Here is a 19,829-nt window from a genome sequence, read left to right on the forward strand (position 1 = left end):
CCGCCGCCCCTCAGTCCCAGACCGCGCGGAAGTCCTGACCATAGCCCTCGCCGTCGAGCCCCGTGCCCGACGCGACCAGCGCGCCGAGCCGCCCCAGCTCGTCGCCGCATTTGGCCGCCGCGCCGTTGCCCCCGCAAAGCACGGTGACGCCCGGCCCGGCGGGAGCGATGTAGGGGAAGCCGGTCTCCGACCAGACCACGGCGCAGGGACCGGTATGGGTCGCCTCCGCCTCCAGCCCCGGCAGGACGCGCCGCATCTCGGCCAGGAGTCCTGCGCCGACTTCGGCATCGCCGGGCCCGTGGAACCAGGCATCCATCTCCTCGGCCGAGTCGATCCTCGGCGAATCGACCTGCCCGCCGATCTTCAGGTAGAGACGCCCGTCCGGGTAGCGGACCGGCGGCAGCATGTAGAGATCGAAGGCCCACCCTTCCGGCACCCAGATGACCGAGGGCATGGTGGCCAGCCGCGCGCCCTCGGCCTCGGACAGGCGGGCGAAGGCGACGGTGCGGGCCCAGACCCTCATCTTCGGCCGCGCGGGCAGCAGCCCGTCCGAGCCCGCATGCGGCCCGGTCGCGACGACGACATGGCCGCCGGGCAGGCGCGTGCCGTCGGCCAGCGTCACCTCGGTCCCGTCCCGTGCGACGGCTGGCGCGGCGAAGCGGATCGCCCCCGCCGCCTCGGCCAGCCGCCACTGCGCGGTGCGCATCGCGCGCGGGTCCATCCAGCCGCCGCGTGCGATCTCGTGCGTGGCCCGCGAGCCTGCGGGCAGGGCGAGGCCAGTTCGCTCCCTGACCCCCGAGGCATCGAGAATCGCGGGCGGATCGTCGAGACCCCGCGCGACCTTCAGGAAGCCGGAGGTGAAACCCGCGAGCGGCCCGCCCTCTGGCCCCGCCATTACCGCGCCGGTCTCGTGGAAGATGCGCTCGCCCGACCGCGCCTCGAGGTCGGCATAGCGCGCGATGGCCCGGCGGGAGGCGAGCGACCAGTCCGGGTCGCTCGCGACCCGGCGGGTGATGCGGGCTGCGTCGAAATGGCTGCCCCAGGGACCCGTGGCCCCGGGCGCGGGTTCGGGCGCGGCGACCAGGGCGACGCTGTGCCCGGCCTCGGCCAGGTATCGTGCGCAGGGGCCGCCCATCATGCCGCCGCCGATGACGATGAAGTCGAACATGGCGCCGACCGTTACCGCGTGCCGCGCCGCCCGCAAGGGCTCAGGCGGGGACGCGCTCGCGCAGGGTCTCGATCATCAGGGCGACGTTGTCGGGATCGGCGTCCGGCGTGATCCCGTGGCCCAGGTTGAAGACATGCGGCCCGTTCGACAGCGCGTCGCGGATGTGCCGCACCTCGTCGATCAGCGCCTGGCCTCCGGTGACCATGTGCGACGACTTGAGGTTGCCCTGCACGCAACCGTGGGGCTGCACGTTCTCCGCGACCCATTCCGCCGAGACCGAATCGTCCACCGCGACGCAATCCGCGCCGGTGGCGGCGTGGAAGCCGACATAGGCCTCGCCCGCCTCGCGCGGGAAGGCGATGACCGGCAGGCCCGGGTGGCGGCGCTTCAGCTCGGCCACGATGCGGGCGGCGGGCTCCACCGCATAGGTCTGGAAGTCGTCGCCCTTCAGCGACCCCGCCCAGCTGTCGAACAGCTTCACCGTCTCGGCCCCGGCCTGCACCTGCATGTCCAGGTATTCGACCGTCGCCGCCTCGATCCGCGCCATCAGGGCGTCGAAGACGGGGCGGTTCCCGTCCTTGAGCGCATGGGCCGGCCCCTGGTCCGGCGTCCCGCGCCCGGCGACCATGTAGGTCGCCACGGTCCAGGGCGCGCCGGCGAATCCGATCAGCGCCGTCTCGGAGGGCAGGGCGCCCGCGAGGTTGCGCACCGTCTGGTAGACGGGGGCAAGCGTGTCGTGGATGTCGTCGGGCCCCTTCAGCGCGTCGACCCCGGCCTGGTCGGTGATCGTCGACAGTCGCGGCCCCTCGCCGGTGACGAACCACAGGTCCGCGCCAAGCGCCTGCGGCACCAGCAGGATGTCCGCGAAGAGGATCGCCGCGTCGAAGCCGAAGCGGCGGATCGGCTGCAGCGTGACCTCGGTCGCGAGGTCGGAATTGTAGCACAGCGACAGGAAGTCGCCTGCCTCGGCCCTTGTGGCGCGGTATTCGGGCAGGTAGCGGCCGGCCTGGCGCATCATCCAGATCGGCGGGACGGGCAGCGTCTCTCCGGCGAGCGCACGCATCAGGGTCTTCATCGTCGGGCACTCCGTGCGGCCTGGGGTCTGGACAGCGTGTCGCAAGATGGTGTCATGGTGTCAAACATGCGTTACGTGTCAAGTAAAGCTGACACCTGCGCGCAGACAGACGGAAAGACCGACCGATGCCGACAGACTTCTCGCCCGCCCGCCCCCTGCGCATCGGCACGCGGGGTTCTCCGCTGGCACTGGCGCAGGCGCATGAGACGCGGGCGAGGCTGATGAAGTCGATGGACCTGCCCGAGGACGCGTTCGAGATCGTCGTCATCAAGACCACGGGTGACCGGGTGCTTGACCGGCCCCTGAAGGAGATCGGCGGCAAGGGCCTCTTCACCCGCGAGATCGAGGACCAACTGCTCGACGGCTCCATCGACATCGCGGTCCATTCGATGAAAGACATGCCGACCGAGCAGCCCGAGGGGCTGCTGCTTAACACCTACCTGCCGCGCGAGGACGTGCGCGACGCCTTCGTCACGCTGGGCGGAGGCCGGATCGCGGACCTGCCCGAGGGTTCCGTCGTCGGGACCTCGTCGCTGCGGCGGCGGGCGCAGCTGGCGCATCGGCGTCCCGACCTGAAGCTGGTGGAGTTCCGCGGCAACGTGCAGACCCGGATGGGCAAGCTGCGCGACGGGGTGGCGGCCGCCACCTTTCTCGCCATGGCCGGGCTGAACCGGCTGGGCATGGCCGAGGTACCCCGCACGCCGATGGAGACGGGCGACATGCTGCCCGCCGTGGCCCAGGGCGCCATCGGGATCGAGCGGCGGGCCGCCGACCACGCGATGGCGGACATCCTCGCCGCGATCCACGACCGCGAGACCGGCCTGCGGATCACCGCCGAGCGGGCCTTCCTGCGCGCGCTCGACGGCTCCTGCGAGACGCCCATTGCGGGGCTGGCGGAGCTCGACGGCGGCGCGCTGCGCCTGCGCGGCGAGATCCTGCGTCCGGACGGCTCGGACGTGCTGGTCGAATCGGGCGAGTCCCCTGCCGAGGACGGCGCCACCTTGGGGCGGGAAATGGGCGTGCGCCTGCTGGAACGCGCGCCTGCCGGGTTCTTCGACTGGAAGGAGGCCGGCTGAGCCTGCTTAGCGGATCATGACGAGCCGGACGGTTCCACCGGACCGGCCCCGCCCGCACCAAGCCCTTGAAGCCTCCGGCGCGGCAGAAGCCCGATCCCCCTCCCGGGCGCGCCGCAGTCCCCCATCGGTCCGCGCCTGACGTGCGCAGCGACCCTCCCCCCTTCCTGTGGCCGGAAATACTCCGGGGGTCCGGGGGCTGGCCCCCGGTCCCGCCCGTCCGACCGGGCGCGCCAGTCGGGGATCGGAGGAGCCCTCTCAGCGCGTCCAGGGGCCGTGGACGCCAGTCCGCCCGTCGACATGGACGAAGCCGTGCAGCCCGAAGAAGTCGCGCTGCGCCTGGATCATGTTCGCCGTGCCGCGCGCCGTGCGCATCGCGTCGAAATAGGCCAGCCCCGAGGACAGCGCCGGCGCCGGGTGCCCGTTCAGCGCCGCCTGCGCCACGACCTGCCGCAGCGCGCCGTGGGTCCGCTTCAGAATGTCGGCGAAATGCGGCGTGCGCATGAGGTTCTCGCCCGGATGCTCCGCCAGCGCCGCCGCCATGTCGTCCAGCATGGCCGAGCGGATGATGCAGCCTTCGCGCCAGATGCGCGCCACCGTGGGCAGGTCGATGTCCCAGCCGTTGGCCTCGCAGGTGGCAGCGATCATGACGAAGCCCTGGGCGTAGCACAGCACCTTCCCCGCGATCAGCGCCTGTTCCAGCAGGTCCCGGTCGATCTCGAAGGCCCGGGGGGCGGGCCCGAACAGCGCCTCGCCCACAGCCCGCTCCCGCAGGCGGGAGGAGACGTTGCGCGCCACCACCGCCGCCTCGATGGCCGGGATCGGGGTCAGCAGGTGCTGGCTCTCGATCGCGGTCCAGCGGCCGGTGCCCTTCTGCCCCGCCGCGTCGACGATGACCGACAGGAGCGGCTGGCCCGTCTCCACGTCCCTGGCACGGGCGACCTTTCCGGTGATCTCGATCAGGTAGGATTTCAGCGCGCCCTCGTCCCAGCCCGCAAAGACCTCGCCGATGGCGTCCGGCTCCATCCCCGCACCGTCCCGCAGGATGCCGTAGATCTCGGCGATCATCTGCATGTCGGCATATTCGATGCCGTTATGGACCATCTTGACGAAATGCCCCGATCCGCCCGGCCCCATCAGCGCCGCGCAGGGCGTACCCTCGTGCCGCGCGGCAATGGCGAGCATGATGTCCTCGACCCGCGCCCAGTGCTCCGGCGCGCCGCCGCCCATGATCGAGGGGCCGTGGCGCGCCCCTTCCTCCCCGCCCGAGACGCCGATGCCGAGGAACGGAGCCCCCTCCGCCGCGCGCCGGTCGGTGTCGTGGAAGTTGGCGTTGCCGCAGTCGACGATCAGGTCGTCATCGTCCAGAAGCGGCCGAAGCGCCGCGATCTGCTGGTCGACCGGGTCGCCGGCGGGCACCATCAGGATGATGGCGCGGGGCGGGGCGATGGCGGCCACCAGCTCCTCCAGCGTCTCGGTCGGGGTGATCTTCGGCGCCAGCTCCCCGGCGGCGGCGGCGAAGTCGCGCGTCACCTGCGTCGTGCGGTTGAAGACCGCGATGCCGAAGCCCTTCTCGGCGATGTTGGAGGCCAGCGCCGCCCCCATCGTTCCCAGTCCGATCAGCCCGATCCGTGCGTCGCCCATGCGGTCCCCCCTGACGAATACACCCCCACCATGACGCCCCGTCCCGGAAACGCAATCCTGCGGCATTCGGGCCGATTGCATGGAACGGACAAGGAACGTAGATCGAACGCATGGGAAAGATGACGATTCAGGACAAGCTGGCGCTGCTGTCGGACGCGGCCAAGTACGACGCCTCCTGCGCGTCCTCGGGCACGGCGAAGCGGGGCTCTCGCGACGGCAAGGGGCTGGGCTCGACCACCGGGTCGGGGATCTGCCACGCCTACGCGCCGGACGGGCGCTGCATCAGCCTTCTGAAGATCCTGATGACGAATTACTGCGTCTACGACTGCGCCTATTGCGTGAACCGGGTCTCGTCCGACGTGCCCCGCGCGCGCTTCACCGTGGACGAGGTGGTGTGGCTGACGACCGAGTTCTACCGCCGCAACTACATCGAGGGCCTGTTCCTCTCGTCGGGCATCATCAAGTCCTCGGACTACACGATGGAAGAGATGGTCCGCATCGCCGAAAAGTTGCGCGCGGGCGGCTTTCGCGGCTACATCCATCTCAAGACCATCCCCGAGGCGAGCCCCGAGCTGATCGAGCGCGCAGGCCTCGCTGCCGACCGGCTGTCGATCAACATCGAGCTGCCGACCGACGCCTCGATCCGGGCCTTCGCGCCCGAGAAGGACCCGGCCGGCATCCGGGGCGCAATGGGCAAGATGCGCCTGACCGGGGAGGATTACAGCGAGCGCAGCTACAAGGGCCGCAGGCGCGGCAGGTTTGCGCCCGCCGGGCAGTCCACGCAGATGATCGTGGGCGCCGACAAGGCCGACGACCGCGACATCCTCGGCAACGCGTCCCGGCTCTACGGCGCCTACGGGCTGAAGCGGGTCTACTATTCCGCCTTCTCGCCGATCCCCGACGCCTCCGCCGTGCTGCCGCTGGTCGATCCGCCGCTGATGCGGGAGCATCGGCTCTACCAGGCCGACTGGCTGCTGCGCTTTTACGACTTCACCTTGGACGAGATCGTGACGCGGGACGCGGACGGGATGCTCGACCTCGACGTCGATCCGAAGCTTGCCTGGGCGCTTCAGAACCGCGACCGCTTTCCGGTCGACGTGAACCGGGCCGAGAAGGCGATGCTGCTGCGGGTGCCGGGCTTCGGCACGAAGGTCGTGGACCGCATCCTCAAGGCGCGGCGGGCGGGCGCGCTGTCGCTCGAGGATATCCGCCGCATGGGCGGGCGGACGCGCGCGGCGAAACCCTTCGTCCTGGCCAAGGGGCACCATCCCAGCGCCGTGCTCGACAGCGCCGACCTGCGCAGCCGGTTCGTCAAGCCGAAGCAGCTGGAACTGTTCTAGAATGTTCGCCCCGCGCCTGCCGCGGCTGGGGACCGGGACTGCCTGGCGCGACGCCGCCCGCCGTCTGGCCCATGTCCCTCCGTCCGAAGTCGACTGGGGCTGGGAGGATGCAGGCCCCTCGATGTTCGACGCCCCCCTGCCGGAGCCGCGGGACTTCTCGGTGCCGAAACCCTTCGTCTCCCTCGCGAAGCTGCTGGTCAGCGAACGGTCGGGCCGCGGCTTCACCCTCGCCCATACGCTGCTCCACCGCCTCGCCAGAGAGCGGGCCCTCCTGTCCAACCGCGCCGACCCGCAGGTCGCGGAGGCCGAGCGCATCGCGAAGGAGATCCGTCGCGACCTGCACAAGATGCACGCCTTCGTCCGCTTCCGGGAGATGCCGGGGCAGGGCGCCCGCCGCCGCTTCGCCGCCTGGTTCGAACCCGACCACCGCATCGAGGAGGCGGTGGCCGACTTCTTCGTCAACCGCTTCGGCGACATGGACTGGGCCATCGTGACGCCGGAGGTGACGACCACTTTCGAGGACGGCACGCTGTCGCAACGGGCCGTGCCCGCCACCCGCCCCGATGACGGCGACCCGCTCGAAGAGCTCTGGACGACCTATTATTCCAACATCTTCAATCCGGCGCGGCTGAAGGTCGACGCCATGCGCGCCGAGATGCCGCGGAAATACTGGCGGAACCTTCCCGAGGCCCGGGCGATTCCCTCCCTGATCGCCGGCGCGCGCGGGCGCGTCGCGTCCATGCAGGCCGCCGCCCCGCGCCCGGCCCGCGCCAGACCGGAGGAAGACGCCATGCCCATGGACCTGTTCGCCAATGCCGGCTCGCTCGACGAGGTCCGCAGCGCGGCGCGGGGCTGCACGCTCTGCCCGCTCTACGCAGACGCGACCCAGACCGTGTTCGGAGAGGGACCGCAGGACGCCCCCGTGATGATCGTGGGCGAGCAGCCGGGCGACCGCGAGGATCTGGCCGGGCGGCCTTTCGTCGGACCCGCGGGGCAGCTCTTCGATGAGGTCGCCGTGAAGGCCGGGCTCGACCGCGGCAAGTGCTACGTCACGAACTCGGTCAAGCACTTCAAGTTCGTCCAGAAGGGCAAGCGCCGCATCCACCAGAAGCCGAACGCGGGCGAGGTCCGCGCATGCACCACCTGGCTGGAGCAGGAGCTGACGCTGGTCGATCCGAAGGTCGTCGTCGCCATGGGCGCGACCGCGCTGCACGCCTTGACCGGTGCGGGGCAGGGCATCCTGAAGCGGCGCGGCACCGTCGAGCGGACGCATGACGGGCGCCCCGTCCTGATCACCGTCCACCCCTCCTACCTGCTGCGCCTGCCCGACCCGGAGCTGCGCGCCGCCGAGACCGAGCGGTTCCGCGCCGATCTCGCCCGCGTCCCCGAACTGCTCGATTCCTAGGCAGACGTCGCCGCGCCGCGGCAAGGCCTTGCTCGAGGCGCGGGGACGGGCGGAAAATCTCTCGAAGCCGCTGGAACTCCGGCTGGCACGTCGCCGTTGTGGTGATGACGTCATTGTGAGGGAGACGCGAGAATGGACGGATTAACAACGGTAATTTTCCCTGTCGCGGGGCTCGGGACGCGGATGCTGCCCGCGACCAAAGCCACGCCGAAGGAATTGCTGCCCGTCTATGACACGCCCCTTCTCCAGTTCGCGCTCGACGAGGCGATTGCCGCCGGTGCGAAGCGAGTCGTCCTCGTCTCCCATCCCGACAAGTCCGCGATCGAGGACTACCTGACCTCCGCCCCCGCGCTGGAGGAAAGCCTTACCCGGAAGGGCAAGGCCGACCTGCTCCGCGCGCTTCGGGCGACCTGCCTTCCCGACGGTGTGGATCTTCGCGTCGTCCACCAGCCGGAGCCGCTGGGCCTCGGCCATGCCGTGCTCTGCGGTGCCGAGGCGGTCCTGCCGGGACCGGTCGGCGTCATCCTGCCGGACGACCTGATCCTGGGCGATCCCTGCCTCGCCGAGATGGCCGCCGCCTTCCGCCCCGGCGAGATGCGCAGCCTGACCGCCGCGCAGGAGGTTCCGGCCGGGCAGGTCGATCGCTACGGCATCTTCGCCTGCCCCCCGGGCGCCCCGGGCGAGGCGATCCCCTGCACCGCCTTCGTCGAGAAGCCCGCCATCGCCGACGCGCCCTCGCGCCTCGCCGCCGTGGGGCGCTACATCCTCGACGCCGCCGTCTTCGACGTGCTGCGCGACACCGGCAAGGGCGCGGGCGGCGAGATCCAGCTGACCGACGCCATCGCGCGGATGGGCGGCATCCATGCCTTCCGCTTCTCGGGCACGCGCTACGATTGCGGCGGCAAGGACGGGCTGGTCGAGGCGACCCTGGCCGTCCAGGCCCTGCGGCGCGGGGCGGCCGGAAGGCCGAGGATCGCCGCCGAATGACCGGCGCGGCGCCCGCCGCCCGGCCGACACGGGAGGAGACGAAAGGATGCTGTATTACCAGATGACGGGTTTCATGGAGGGGGATCCACCCCCACCCGAGCACAGCCTGCGGCTGCCGGATCCCGACCGCGCCGCGCTGTTCCTCGATTTCGACGGCACGCTCGTGGACATCGCGCAGACGCCGGACGGCGTCGTCGTCCCGGAGGAGCTTCCGATGCTGCTCGCCCGCGCGATGGACCGGCTGGACGGGCGAGTCGCGCTCGTCTCCGGCCGCAACATCTCCGACCTGGAGCGGTTCCTGCCCGGCTTCGAGGGCACGCTGATCGGGTCCCACGGGGCCGAGCGCCGGGTCGACGGGGTGCGCAGCCCGGCCGATGATTTCGATCAGGAGAAGATCGCCACGCTGCAACGGCTCGTGGCTGAGTTCGCGAACCTGCAACCGTCCTTCCTTGTCGAGAACAAGTCCACCGGCGTCGTCCTCCACTACCGCCAGGCGCAGGAGCTGGGCGCGCTGGCGCTTCACTTCATGGACACGCTCGCCGCGGCCGCGGACGGCTTTCGCCTTCAACCCGCGCTCTGCGCCTACGAGATCAAGCCCGACAGCGTCGGCAAGGACATCGCCCTGACCGACCTCTTCGCGCGCCCGCCCTTCGCGGACTGCCTCCCCATCTATGCCGGGGACGACCTGACCGACGAGCCGGCGCTGGCCTGGGCCGAGGAGCGCGGCGGGACGGCCATCAAGATCGGCGGCGCCGACACCGTCTGCGCGCACCATCTTCCCGACCCCGCCGCCCTGCGCGCGCTGCTGGAGCGTTGGCTTGCCTGACGACGGGACCCAGCCAGCGGAGCAGGGCCGGCTGATCGTCCTGTCGAACCGCATCCCCAAGGGCGACGACGTGCCCGCGGGCGGGCTGGTCTTCGCCCTGCACGAGGCGCTCACCGACGCGGGCGGAATCTGGGTCGGCGCCGGCACCCCCGGCGAGACCGCCGAGGACGGGCTGACCCCGCTCGCCTCCGGCGATTACGAGCGGATGACCTTCGAGCTCACCAAGCAGGAGCATCGCGGCTTCTATCTCGGCTATTCCAACGGCGTGCTCTGGCCGCTCTTCCACCACCGTGCCGACCTTCTCGACATCCAGGAAGGTGAGTTCGACGCCTATGCCGTCGTCAACGCGCGGGTGGCGCGGTCGCTCGCCGCGATCCTGCGGCCCGACGACATGGTCTGGATCCACGACTACCACTTCCTGATGGTCGCCTCCGAGCTGCGGAAGCTGGGTGTGACCAACCGGATCGGCCTGTTCCTGCACATCCCGATCCCGACCGTGAACGACGTGATGGCGCTGCCCGAATCGAAGCAGGTCGCCGGCTGGTTCGCCGCCCACGACCTCGTCGGGCTCCAGACCAGGCGCGACGTCGCCGCGGCCTTCGACATCCTGCGCCATGACGACCGGACCCAGCTTCTGAACGACGGGACCTGGGTTCGCGAGGGGCGGGCCTTCAAGGTGCTCAGCTTCCCCATCGGCATCGACGCGAAGGCCTTCGCCGAGACCGCCGAGCGCTCGGTCGTGCCGCAGCTCCTGCTGGACCGGCGCGCGCCGCTGCTGATCGGGGTCGACCGGCTCGACTATTCCAAGGGGCTGGTGCATCGCTTCCAGGCCTTCGGAGAGTATCTTCACCGGCGCGAGGATCTCTCGATCCGGCCGACCTTCCTGCAGATCGCCCCCGTCTCGCGCGAGGACGTGAGTGCCTACCAGGAAATCCGGGAGGAGCTGGAGCGGACCTCCGGCTCGATCAACGGCGCCCATGCCGATCTGGACTGGACGCCGATCCGCTACATCCGCCGCCATATCGACCGCGACCGGATCGCGGCGCTCTACCGCCGCGCGGACGTGGCCATGGTCACGCCGCTGGCTGACGGGATGAACCTCGTTGCCAAGGAGTTCGTCGCCGCGCAGGACCCCGAGGATCCGGGCGTGCTGATCCTGTCGGTCTTCGCCGGCGCGGCCGAGCAGATGCAGGAGGCGCTGATGATCAACCCGCACGACCAGGCCTCGGGCGCCGAGGCGATCGCCACCGCGCTCGCCATGCCGCTGGAGGAGCGCAAGCGCCGCCACGAGGCCCTGCGCGAGGGTGTCTTCGCCGAGGATGTGGCCTGGTGGACCCGCAGCTACCTTGCGGAGCTCCGCCGGTCGTCGCGCTCGCTCGACATGAGCGGGCTCGACAGCGTCGAAGGCAGTATCGGCACCTAAGGCGGGGCGTTTCGCGGCAACGGCAGGGCGCGTGCGGCGTTTTCGGCTCGGTCGGGGCAGGGGAAGACGTCGAGGCAGGACGCTAGACGCCATCTGGATCGCGGGACCGCGCCACCAGCCGCAAGGCGTTCCGACCGAGAACGGGATGGTGGCGGTGCAGGGACTCGAACCCCGGACACGCGGATTATGATTCCGCTGCTCTAACCAACTGAGCTACACCGCCGCTGGCCGGGCAGATAAGGCGGTCCTCGAGGGGCGTCAATAGCCCCGTGCCGCGATTGCATCCCGCTTTCCCGCGCCGCCGCCGCGTGGCAGACGGGCGCCATGACCGATGCTCTCTCCGACCTGCGCGCCCTGCTGGGCGGCCCCCATGTCCTCACCGGGGACGACACCGACCGCTTCGCCCGGGACTGGACCGGCAAGTGGCGCGCGAATCCGGTCGCCGTGGTTCGCCCCGGCTCGACCCCCGAGGTGGCCGAGTGCGTCCGCCTCGCCGCGCGCCACGGGCTCTCCGTCGTGCCCGTCGGCGGCAATACCGGCCTCGTCGGCGGGACGGCGAACGAGGGCGCGCTGATGATCTCGCTGGAGCGGATGGCGGCCATCCGCGAGATCCGCCCGGAAGCGGGGCTCGCCATCGTCGAGGCGGGCGCGATCCTGTCGCACGTCCACGATGCCGTCGCCGCGCATGAGTTGATGTTTCCCCTGACGCTCGGCGCGCGCGGCTCGGCGCGGATCGGCGGGCTGCTCTCGACCAATGCGGGCGGGTCCAACGTGGTGCGCTACGGCTCGACCCGGGGCCTCGTTCTGGGGCTGGAGGTTGTCCTCGCCGACGGCCGCGTGCTCGACCTGATGAGCGAGCTCCGCAAGGACAATTCCGGCTACGACCTGCGCGACCTGTTCATCGGCGCCGAGGGGACGCTGGGGCTGATCACCGCCGCCGTGCTGCGGCTCGTCCCCGCGCCCCGCCACCACGCGGCGGCGCTGGCCGCCGTCACCGGCCTGCCCGCCGCGCTGCGCCTCTTGCGTCGCCTCCAGCAGGCGACCGACGGCGCCGTCGAGGCCTTCGAATACATGCCGCGCAGCTACATGCAGGCGCTCGCCACCCACCGCCCGGACCTGCGCCAGCCCTTCGAGATGCAGGACCACGCCGTCATGATCGACCTCGGCGGCCTCTCCCGCCCGCTGTCCGACGTGCTGGAGGAGGTCCTGACGGAGGCGGTGGAGGCCGGCGACGTGACCGAGGCGACGGTCGCGCAGAACGAGGCCCAGCGCGCCCATATCTGGGAGATGCGGGAGGCCGCCGCCGAGGTCACCTTCACCCGGCTGCCCATCGTCGACAACGATGTCGCCCTTCCGCTCGACGGGGTCGAGGCCTTCATCGACCGGATGCATGCGCGGCTCGCGCAGATGGACCCGGGCGCCGACACGCTGATCGTCGCCCATCTGGGCGACGGGAACGTCCATCTGACGGTCTATCCGACCGACGAGGCGCAGCTCGACGCCATCCGCGCGATGATCGAGGGTGTCACGGTCGATCTCGGCGGCTCGATCAGCGCCGAGCACGGGATCGGCCTGTCGAAGCTCGGCACGATGGCGCGGCGCAAGGACCCGGTGGCGCTGGACGTGATGCGCGCGATCAAGACGGCGCTCGATCCCGAGAACCGGATGAACCCCGGCAAGGTCGTCCCGCCCCGCCGGGACTAGAAGTTCACTCCCGGAACCCGGCCCCGCTTTCCATGCGAGCCGGGACCGGCCGCCCGGACCCCCGGCGTTGACATCCCGCGCCCCGGTCTGGATCACAGCGTCTTTCCCTGACGGAGGGTGACTGCCCCCATGACCGTTGCCCCCACCGACGACGGCCCCCGCGCGTCCGGGACCTCCTCCGCGACCGGACTGACGCTCTTCGCGCTGCTCGCCTCGGCCACGCTGACGGTGATGGCGGGGGCGACCATCGCGCCGTCGCTGCCGGGGCTGGTCGCGCATTTCGCCGGCGATCCGCGCGCCGAATGGCTGGTGCCGTTCATCCTGACGGCGCCGGGTCTCGCCATCGCGGTCGCCGCGCCGCTTTCGGGGATGCTGGTGGACCGCACCGTCAAGCGGCGGGTCCTGCTGGGCGGCATCGCGCTCTACGTGCTGGCGGGCTCGTCGGGGCTGTATCTCGACACGCTCGACGCGATCCTGATCGGGCGGCTGTTCCTCGGGCTCGCCGTTGGGGCGGTGATGACCGCGTCGATCGCGCTAATCGCCGACATCTGGGAGGGCGAGGCGCGGCAGCGCGTGCTGGGCTGGCAGGCCGCCTCGATGGGGGTGGGGGGCATCCTCTTCATCGGCTCGGGCGGTCTGCTGGGCCAGCTCGACTGGCGCGGGCCCTTCGCGGTCTACCTGGCGCCGCTGGTCCTGATCCCCATCGTCCTGCGCGCCGTCCCGGCGACGCCGCCCCGCCCGCGCGGGCCGGCCGGCGCCCCGGCGGCGCGCTTCCCCTGGCGCCATGCCCTGCCGATCTATGCGGTGGGCGCGGCGGCGATGCTGACCTTCTACGTCATCCCGACGCTGATCCCCTTCGTCGTGGCCGAGCTGGTGGGGGTAGAGCGGGCCTCGGCCTGGACCGGCGCCGTGGTCGCCGCCTCGATGGTCGCCTCGTCGCTGGCCTCCACACAGGTCGCGCGCATCCGGCGCAGGCTTTCGCCGCACGCGGTGGGCGCGATTTCCTTTGCGGTTGTCGCGGTCGGCTATGTGGCGATCTCGACCCATCTGTCGATCGTCCCGCTGACGATCGCGCTGGCGGGCATCGGGGCGGGGCTGGGGCTGATGATGCCGACCAACAACGCCTGGCTCCTGTCGGGCGTGCCGGACGCGATGCGCGGGCGGGCCTCCGGAGGCATGACCATGAGCCTGTTCCTCGCGCAGTTCTCCTCGGCCTTCGTCGGCGGCGCGCTGGTGGCCTGGGGCGGGCTCGACTTCGTCTATGCCGCGATGGGGGCCTTCGCGGCGGTGCTGGCGGGGCTGCTGCTCCTCTGGGCGCGCGCGGCCCGCTGAGCGTCAGGCGCCGGCCGCGCGCGCCCGGCCAGATCGCGCGCCCCGCGCCCGCGCGTGCAGCGAGGCACAGCCGGGGACCAGCACCATCTGCAGGACCGAGACGAACAGCACCCCCGAGCCGAGCGCGACCGCGGTCGGGATCAGGAACTGCGCCTGCACCGAACTCTCGAAGATCAGCGGCGCAACGCCGAGGAAGGTCGTCATCGTCGTCAGTATCACCGGGCGGGAGCGATCGAGCGTCGCCTCGGAGAGCGGTCGGCACCGCCCGCCTCGCGCTCGATCACGTAGTCGACGATGAGCAGCGCGTCGTTGACGATCACCCCGGCCAGCCCGACCACCCCGAACATCGACAGGAGGGTCAGGTCGAGCCCGAGCAGCCAGTGCCCGAACACCGCGCCGACGAAGCCGAAAGGGATCGCCCCCAGCACGATCAGCGGCCGGGTGAAGCTGCCGAAGGCCAGCGTCAGGATCGCATGGATCGCCAGCAGGGCGAGGCCGAAGTTCAGCGCCAGCGCCGGGCCGAAGCGACCCGCCTCCTCCTGCTTGCCGCCTGCGGTGACGGTGACGCCGGGCAGGTCCGCCTCCAGCTCCGGCACGACGGTCCGCTGTACCCACGCGGTCTCGGCGCCGCCGGTGGTGACGGCGCTGTCCACATCGGCCTCGACGGTGACGATGCGGGCGCCGTTGCGGGTGATCACTTCGGTCGGGGCGGGGAAGGTGGTGATCCGCGCGATCGCGGTCTCGATGTCGTCGCGGACCTCGTCCAGCGCGGCGCCGCGGGTGAGTTCGGCCCTGACCGTGCCCGTCCCGGCGGTCGCGCTGCCCGACAGCTTGCGCAGGCCCTCCAGCCCCTCCAGCTCCTCCTCGATGGGGGTCAGGATCGCCTCGGCCACCTCGGTCGGGCTGGCGCCGGGATAAGCGACGGTGACGGTGACGGCGCTGCTGGCGATCTCGGGAAAGGCGCGGACGGTCAGATTGAGGATCGCCGCGATCCCGCCGGCGACCAGCGTGACCATCAGCAGGTTCGCCGCCACCGGGCTGCGCAGGAACCAGCGCGTTGCCCGGGTCACGAGCCGTCGTCCGATGCGCCGTCGGACCCGGCCCCGTCCTCGCCCAGCCGGACATCCTGCCCCTCGGTCGCGGCGGGCAGGTCGGTCAGCAGCACCCGCGCCCCGGGCCGCAGGGCGCCTGCCCGCAGCACCGCCCGCTCGCCCTCGGGCGTGGCCTGCCGGATCAGCAGCTTCGGCGCCGTCCGGACCAGCCGCCTGTCGCGGACCGCCCAGACGACGCCCTCGGGCTTGAGCGCGCGCGCAGGCACCGAGACGGCGCCGCCGCCCGCGATCTCTACCGGCAGCTCGGCCAGCAGCAGCTCGTCGAGCCGCAGCGGGCGCGCGCCCTCGAACGGGTCGACGACCCGGACGACCAGCGGGACCAGCGCCGATCCGGCGGCCAGCCCGCTTTCGACCGAGGCGACGGCGCCCTCGGCCAGGACCGGCGCGCCCGGCGCCTCGCGCAGCAGCACGCGCGCCCCGGGCAGCGCATCGGCTCCGCCCGGCAACAGGGCAAGGTCGCGGGGCAGCAGGCCGACCTCCAGCTCGACGGCGTCGACGGCGACCAGCCGACCCAGCTCGGTCTGCGGGTTCGCCAGTTCGCCGGGATCGGCGGCGACCTCGCGCACGATCGCGTCGAAGGGCGCCGCGGCCTCGGCCTCGCCCAGGGCAGCCTCGGCGCGGGCCACGGCCGCCGCCAGCTCGGTCGGGTCGAGCCGAACCAGAACCTCGCCCTCGGCCACGCGCCGGCCGCGGTCGAAAGCGGGCGAGACGGCTTCGATCGGCGCCGTCGTCTCGGGCAGGACGGGCAGCTCGGCCACGGGCCGTACGAAGGCGGTCTGCCGCAGCACGATCCGCTCCGCCGGCTCGACCGGGGCGGTCTCGACCAGCGGCGGGGGCGGGGGCGGCTGCGGCTCGCCAGGCGACTGCCGGGACAGGAGCCAGAAGCCCGCCCCCCCGGCGGCGAGCACGGCGATCCCGCCCAGCAGCCAAGGCCAGCGGCGGCCGCCGCCCCGGTTCCCGTTCCCGGTCGCCTCAGCCATCGCCGCCGTCCCCGCCCTCGTCCGAGACGACCACCGCCCCTCCGAGCGGGTCGATCGCGATCCGCTCGACGGCGATCCGCTCCGTGTCGCCGCCGAGGCCCAGGACCCCGCCGGACCGCAGGACGACCGCAACGATCCGGCCGGTGCGCAGCGACACGATCACATCCTCGACCTCGCCCCTGTCGGAGCCGTCCGCCCCGCGCGCGGCAAGGCCCAGGATGGCGGAGAGAGGCGCCTCCTGCGCGGTCAGGTCCGGCGGGGGCGCCGGGCCCGGCGTGTCGGCGTCGGCCGCCGCCCGCTCCGGCTCGTCCGGGGCGGCCGGCGGCGCGTCGGCCGCCTGGATCTCGACCCGGATCGTCTCGCCCGGGCCGTCTCGCGTGCCGGGTGGCGGCGCGGGGGTCGGGGCAGGATCGGGCCCGGGCGCCTTCGGCACGAGAGCCGCGTCGCCGTCCCGGTCCGAGGCGGCGATCCGGGCGGATATGTCGTCCTGCTCTGCGCCAGCGGAGAGGCCGCGATCAGGACTGCGAGAGCGCAGCCCAGCGGACCCCGATGCCATAGCTCATGGTGTCCGGGACCGGGGCCCCGCCTGTCTTCGTCGCGCATGATCCTTCTCCGACCGGGGGCGGGACCGGGTCTTTCGGCCCGATTCCGTCGTGCCATGTTGGGTTGGCCGAGAACCTCGGTCGCAAACCCGGCATGACATGGGACGCGGCTGTCGCACCCCGTGGCCGGTGCGCGCCGTCCCGGCCACGGCGGGCACCGGGGCCTCCGGCTGGCCCGAAAGGATCGGCGGGACGATGACGCTGATCCGGGCCGAGGCACGCGCCGCCCGGCTGACGGCCTTCACCGCCTCGCGGGTGCCTTCCGGCCGCAGCTCGACCAGGAGATTCATCGACAGCCCCGCGCGGACCCGGCGTGCCTCGACGGCGATCAGCTGCCGGCTGTTGTCGTCGATCCTGCCACGGACGCAGATGCGGTCCCCCTTCACCGTCCCCAACCAGGGGTCGAGCCCGGCTCGCCCCCGCTCAGGCATGGCATCCCTCCCGGCGGGCGGCCGCGTGACAGCGCGGGCAGGCTGGCCTAGGCCTCCGGGCGACGTCAACCGGCCGGCAGGAGATGTCGATGACCGAGCCTTGCGACCGGTGCCCCGCGCCCGGCCTCCGGCGAAACGAGGCGGGTCAGCCGCACGCCTCCGGCCCTCCGCCCGGGCGAACGAGGGCGCGGGGCGCGGCTCCACGCGGCGGCCCGCCCCCTGCCGCCCCGCCGGCGGAGCATCCGCCCGGCCTTTCCCTGCCGCGACAAGCCGCCCGTGAGGGCGTCGCCACCCAAGGGGAAGCCCGGCGGAGAGCGTCCGCCCCGCCCCGCCGAAGCCCGCGCACGCGCGTTGGCGGGGCGGGCTGAGCCGTGGCGCTTCCCTTCGCGGGCGAGGCCGTCGCGCTCGCCTCGGCCTTCTTCTACGCCGCGGGCGCGGTCGCCATCGCCAAGGGCGCGCAGACGCGGGCGGACGATGGCGGCGGGGCGCTGCTGTCGGTCGTCGTCACCGGGGCGATGGCGGGCGGGCTGTGGCTGGTCCTCGGCCCGCCGCTGCCCCCGGGCGGGGCGGAGGTCTGGCGCGGCGTCCTGCTCTTCGCGCTGGCGGGCGTGCTGGCGAACCTGATCGGACGGCTCCTGATGTTCCGCTCGGTCGCGCTGGCCGGGGCGATCGAGACCGGCGTGCTGCGCCGCCTGATCTCGGTCTTCGCCGCCGCGCTGGCCGTCGCGCTGCTGGGCGAGCGCATCACCGGACCCGTCGCGCTGGGCGTCGCGCTGATCTTTGCGGCCGTGGCCGTGACCGTCCTGCGCCGGGGCGTGCCGGGCGGCACCGGCGCGGGGCGCGCGCTGGGCCGGGCGCTCGGCGTGGGCTCGGCGGCGGGCTATGGCGGCGCCTATGTCGCGCGCAAGGCGGCGCTCGGGGGCCTGCCCGACCCGCTGATCGGCACGCTGATCGGGGCGGTGGCGGGGGGCCTCTCCTACGGCGTCCTGGCGCTGCGGCGGGGGCCGCGCCTGGCGCGCCGCTGGCCCTCGGGCTGGCAGGTCGCGGCGGCGGCGCTGATCTCGCTGGGCCAGATTGCGCAGTTCTTCGCGCTGAGCCTCACCACGGTTACCGCCGTCGCGGTGATCGGCGCCTGCGAGATGTTCTTCTCGGCCTGGCTCGCCGCCGCCGTGCTGCGGACCGAGCCCTGGCCCGGCCCGGTCTTCCTCCTGTCCTCGACCTTGGCGCTGGCCGGCGCGGCGGCCATAGCGTTTGGCTGACGAGCCGATCCGCCCATAGGCGCCCCCGGCGGCCCCCCGCGCCGCGCAGGCTGGGCGGCCGGTTCGGAAGGGCCTATGACGGCAGGACGCGGCCCGGGCAGGGCGACCTGCGTCGCCACGGAGGACCCGGATGAGCAGCATGGACCACCCGCGCCAGGCGGCGCGACGGGACCGCCCCTCGCCGCTGCAGGACCGGCGGTTTCACGGCCATGCGATCCAGGCCGTCGTGCTGCTGGCGCTCCTCGGCGGGATCGGATGGCTGGCTGCGAATCTCGCGATCAACCTCGACCGGCGCGGGCTCGACATCTCCTTCCGGTTCCTGCTGACGCCGACGGGCTACGACATCAACCAGACGCCGATCCCCTACGACAGCCGCGACACCCATCTGCGTGCCGCGCTGGTCGGGGCGGTCAACACCGTCATCGTCGCGGTGCTCGCCTGCGCCACCGCCACCGTGCTGGGCGTCGTCGCGGGCGTCCTGCGGCTGTCGGGCAACTGGATCGTCGCGCGGCTGATGGCCGTCTATGTCGAGATGTTCCGCAACATCCCGGTGCTGATCTGGATCATCATCGTCTTCACCGTGATCGCCAACCTCCTGCCCGCCCCGGGCGCCTTCCGCGGAGAGGACGCGGCCCGCGCGCTGTTCGGCGTGATCCCGGTGACCAATCGGGGCGTCTACCTGCCCTGGCCCTCGCTCGCCGGGGGCGCCTCGGCCTGGAGCTGGGCGATCGTCGGCGCGGTGCTGGCGGCCTCCGTCGCGGCGGCCTTGGGACTGCGCGGCTGGGCCGGGCGGCGCCAGGCCGCGACGGGACTGCGGCCGAGGACCTGGCCCGCCGCCGTGGCGCTTCTGGTGCTGCCGATCTCGCTGGCGCTTTGGGCGCTCGGCCTCAGCTGGGACGTGCCGGTCCTGCAGGGCTTCAACTTCGCGGGCGGGATGCACCTGCGGAACTCGCTCCTGGCGCTGTGGATCGCCCTGTCGATCTATTCCGGCGCCTTCATCGCCGAGAACGTGCGCGCCGGCATCCTCGCCGTCGACCGAGGCCAGACCGAGGCGGCGGCCGCGCTCGGCCTGCGCCCCCGGCGCGTCATGGCGCTGGTGGTGCTGCCGCAGGCGTTGCGCATCGTCGTGCCGCCGCTGATCTCGGCCTATCTCAACATCACCAAGAACACCTCGTTGGCCATCGCGGTCGGCTATCTCGACATCACCGGGACGCTGGGCGGGATCACCCTGAACCAGACCGGACGCGCGCTCGAATGCGTGCTTCTGCTGATGCTGTTCTATCTCGCCGCCAGCCTCGCCATCAGCGCCGTGATGAACCTCTACGACCGGTCCATCGCGATCGTGGACCGCTAGGACCTGGCCCCGCTGCACCGGCGCCAAGACCGGTTCCCGACGGCGCGACAGACGAGGGGCTTTCCCGACCGGAAGTTTCCGACTAGTTTGCTCAGGAACCACTCCGAGGTCTTG

The 19,829-nt window shown here is 72.2% G+C and carries 17 protein-coding genes and 1 tRNA gene; 10 read left to right on the forward strand and 8 right to left on the reverse strand.

The window, feature by feature from the left end; translation table 11 throughout:
* Nucleotides 1-10 precede the first annotated feature (10 nt).
* On the reverse strand, nt 11-1,168 hold the full coding sequence (locus DR046_RS07755; RefSeq protein ID WP_135227271.1) for an FAD-dependent oxidoreductase: 1,158 nt from the start codon (nt 1,166-1,168) through the stop codon (nt 11-13).
* A gap of 40 nt (nt 1,169-1,208) precedes the next feature.
* Nucleotides 1,209-2,243: a uroporphyrinogen decarboxylase gene (gene hemE / locus DR046_RS07760; RefSeq protein ID WP_115381617.1), complete on the reverse strand. Its 1,035-nt coding sequence runs from the start codon at nt 2,241-2,243 to the stop codon at nt 1,209-1,211.
* A 125-nt stretch (nt 2,244-2,368) separates the two neighbouring features.
* On the opposite strand from hemE, the gene hemC reads away from it, so the two are divergent.
* Nucleotides 2,369-3,319 carry a hydroxymethylbilane synthase gene (gene hemC, locus DR046_RS07765; RefSeq protein WP_115381619.1) on the forward strand — a complete coding sequence of 317 codons (951 nt, stop codon included), beginning with the start codon at nt 2,369-2,371 and terminating at the stop codon, nt 3,317-3,319.
* Nucleotides 3,320-3,574: 255 nt separating this feature from the next.
* Here hemC and gnd read toward each other — a convergent pair whose 3' ends face one another.
* The gene (gene gnd / locus DR046_RS07770) at nt 3,575-4,960 is read right to left on the reverse strand and encodes an NADP-dependent phosphogluconate dehydrogenase (RefSeq protein ID WP_115381621.1); all 1,386 of its coding nucleotides are present in this window, start codon (nt 4,958-4,960) and stop codon (nt 3,575-3,577) included.
* A 110-nt stretch (nt 4,961-5,070) separates the two neighbouring features.
* Between gnd and DR046_RS07775 the strand changes: the two genes are divergently transcribed.
* From DR046_RS07775 to DR046_RS07795, 5 genes are all read left to right on the forward strand, one after another.
* Complete coding sequence (locus DR046_RS07775; protein ID WP_115381623.1) at nt 5,071-6,300, forward strand: putative DNA modification/repair radical SAM protein; 1,230 nt, start codon at nt 5,071-5,073, stop codon at nt 6,298-6,300.
* 1 nt (nt 6,301) lies between these two features.
* Nucleotides 6,302-7,705, forward strand: coding sequence for a UdgX family uracil-DNA binding protein (locus DR046_RS07780; RefSeq protein ID WP_115381625.1), 1,404 nt, complete (start codon nt 6,302-6,304; stop codon nt 7,703-7,705).
* A 132-nt stretch (nt 7,706-7,837) separates the two neighbouring features.
* Entirely contained in the window at nt 7,838-8,692 is an 855-nt protein-coding gene (locus tag DR046_RS07785) for a UTP--glucose-1-phosphate uridylyltransferase (RefSeq protein ID WP_115381627.1), read from the forward strand.
* A gap of 46 nt (nt 8,693-8,738) precedes the next feature.
* A complete protein-coding gene (otsB, locus tag DR046_RS07790; protein WP_245190857.1) occupies nt 8,739-9,518 on the forward strand; it encodes a trehalose-phosphatase in 780 nt (259 codons plus the stop codon).
* Nucleotides 9,511-10,941 (forward strand): alpha,alpha-trehalose-phosphate synthase (UDP-forming), encoded by a 1,431-nt coding sequence (locus DR046_RS07795; protein ID WP_245190858.1) that lies wholly within the window; start codon nt 9,511-9,513, stop codon nt 10,939-10,941. Before otsB ends, DR046_RS07795 begins: the two co-directional genes overlap by 8 nt.
* A gap of 146 nt (nt 10,942-11,087) precedes the next feature.
* Here the strand turns inward: DR046_RS07795 and DR046_RS07800 are convergent.
* Nucleotides 11,088-11,164, reverse strand: a tRNA-Met gene (locus tag DR046_RS07800).
* 101 nt (nt 11,165-11,265) lie between these two features.
* Here DR046_RS07800 and DR046_RS07805 point away from each other — a divergent pair.
* Both DR046_RS07805 and DR046_RS07810 read left to right on the forward strand, forming a co-directional pair.
* Nucleotides 11,266-12,645 carry an FAD-binding oxidoreductase gene (locus DR046_RS07805; protein WP_115381629.1) on the forward strand — a complete coding sequence of 460 codons (1,380 nt, stop codon included), beginning with the start codon at nt 11,266-11,268 and terminating at the stop codon, nt 12,643-12,645.
* 129 nt (nt 12,646-12,774) lie between these two features.
* Nucleotides 12,775-13,977, forward strand: a complete 1,203-nt coding sequence (locus DR046_RS07810) for an MFS transporter (protein WP_115381631.1) — start codon at nt 12,775-12,777, stop codon at nt 13,975-13,977.
* Nucleotides 13,978-13,980: 3 nt separating this feature from the next.
* Here DR046_RS07810 and DR046_RS07815 read toward each other — a convergent pair whose 3' ends face one another.
* Genes DR046_RS07815 through DR046_RS07830 form a run of 4 tightly spaced genes read right to left on the reverse strand, consistent with a single transcriptional unit; the run spans nt 13,981 to nt 16,502 of the window.
* Nucleotides 13,981-14,196 carry a hypothetical protein gene (locus tag DR046_RS07815; RefSeq protein ID WP_115381633.1) on the reverse strand — a complete coding sequence of 72 codons (216 nt, stop codon included), beginning with the start codon at nt 14,194-14,196 and terminating at the stop codon, nt 13,981-13,983.
* Nucleotides 14,193-15,047: an efflux RND transporter permease subunit gene (locus DR046_RS07820; protein ID WP_115381635.1), complete on the reverse strand. Its 855-nt coding sequence runs from the start codon at nt 15,045-15,047 to the stop codon at nt 14,193-14,195. The genes DR046_RS07815 and DR046_RS07820 overlap by 4 nt, the downstream gene beginning before the upstream one ends.
* The gene (locus tag DR046_RS07825; RefSeq protein WP_115381637.1) at nt 15,044-16,069 is read right to left on the reverse strand and encodes an efflux RND transporter periplasmic adaptor subunit; all 1,026 of its coding nucleotides are present in this window, start codon (nt 16,067-16,069) and stop codon (nt 15,044-15,046) included. The genes DR046_RS07820 and DR046_RS07825 overlap by 4 nt, the downstream gene beginning before the upstream one ends.
* A complete protein-coding gene (locus DR046_RS07830) occupies nt 16,062-16,502 on the reverse strand; it encodes a PRC-barrel domain-containing protein (protein ID WP_167766968.1) in 441 nt (146 codons plus the stop codon). The genes DR046_RS07825 and DR046_RS07830 overlap by 8 nt, the downstream gene beginning before the upstream one ends.
* Nucleotides 16,503-17,473: 971 nt before the next feature.
* Here DR046_RS07830 and DR046_RS07835 point away from each other — a divergent pair.
* Together DR046_RS07835 and DR046_RS07840 are read left to right on the forward strand one after the other, a co-directional pair.
* Complete coding sequence (locus DR046_RS07835; protein ID WP_115381641.1) at nt 17,474-18,361, forward strand: EamA family transporter; 888 nt, start codon at nt 17,474-17,476, stop codon at nt 18,359-18,361.
* A gap of 130 nt (nt 18,362-18,491) precedes the next feature.
* Nucleotides 18,492-19,715, forward strand: a complete 1,224-nt coding sequence (locus tag DR046_RS07840) for an amino acid ABC transporter permease (RefSeq protein ID WP_115381643.1) — start codon at nt 18,492-18,494, stop codon at nt 19,713-19,715.
* Nucleotides 19,716-19,829: the final 114 nt, after the last annotated feature.

The organism is Jannaschia formosa (assembly GCF_003340555.1).
Taxonomy (GTDB): domain Bacteria; phylum Pseudomonadota; class Alphaproteobacteria; order Rhodobacterales; family Rhodobacteraceae; genus Jannaschia; species Jannaschia formosa.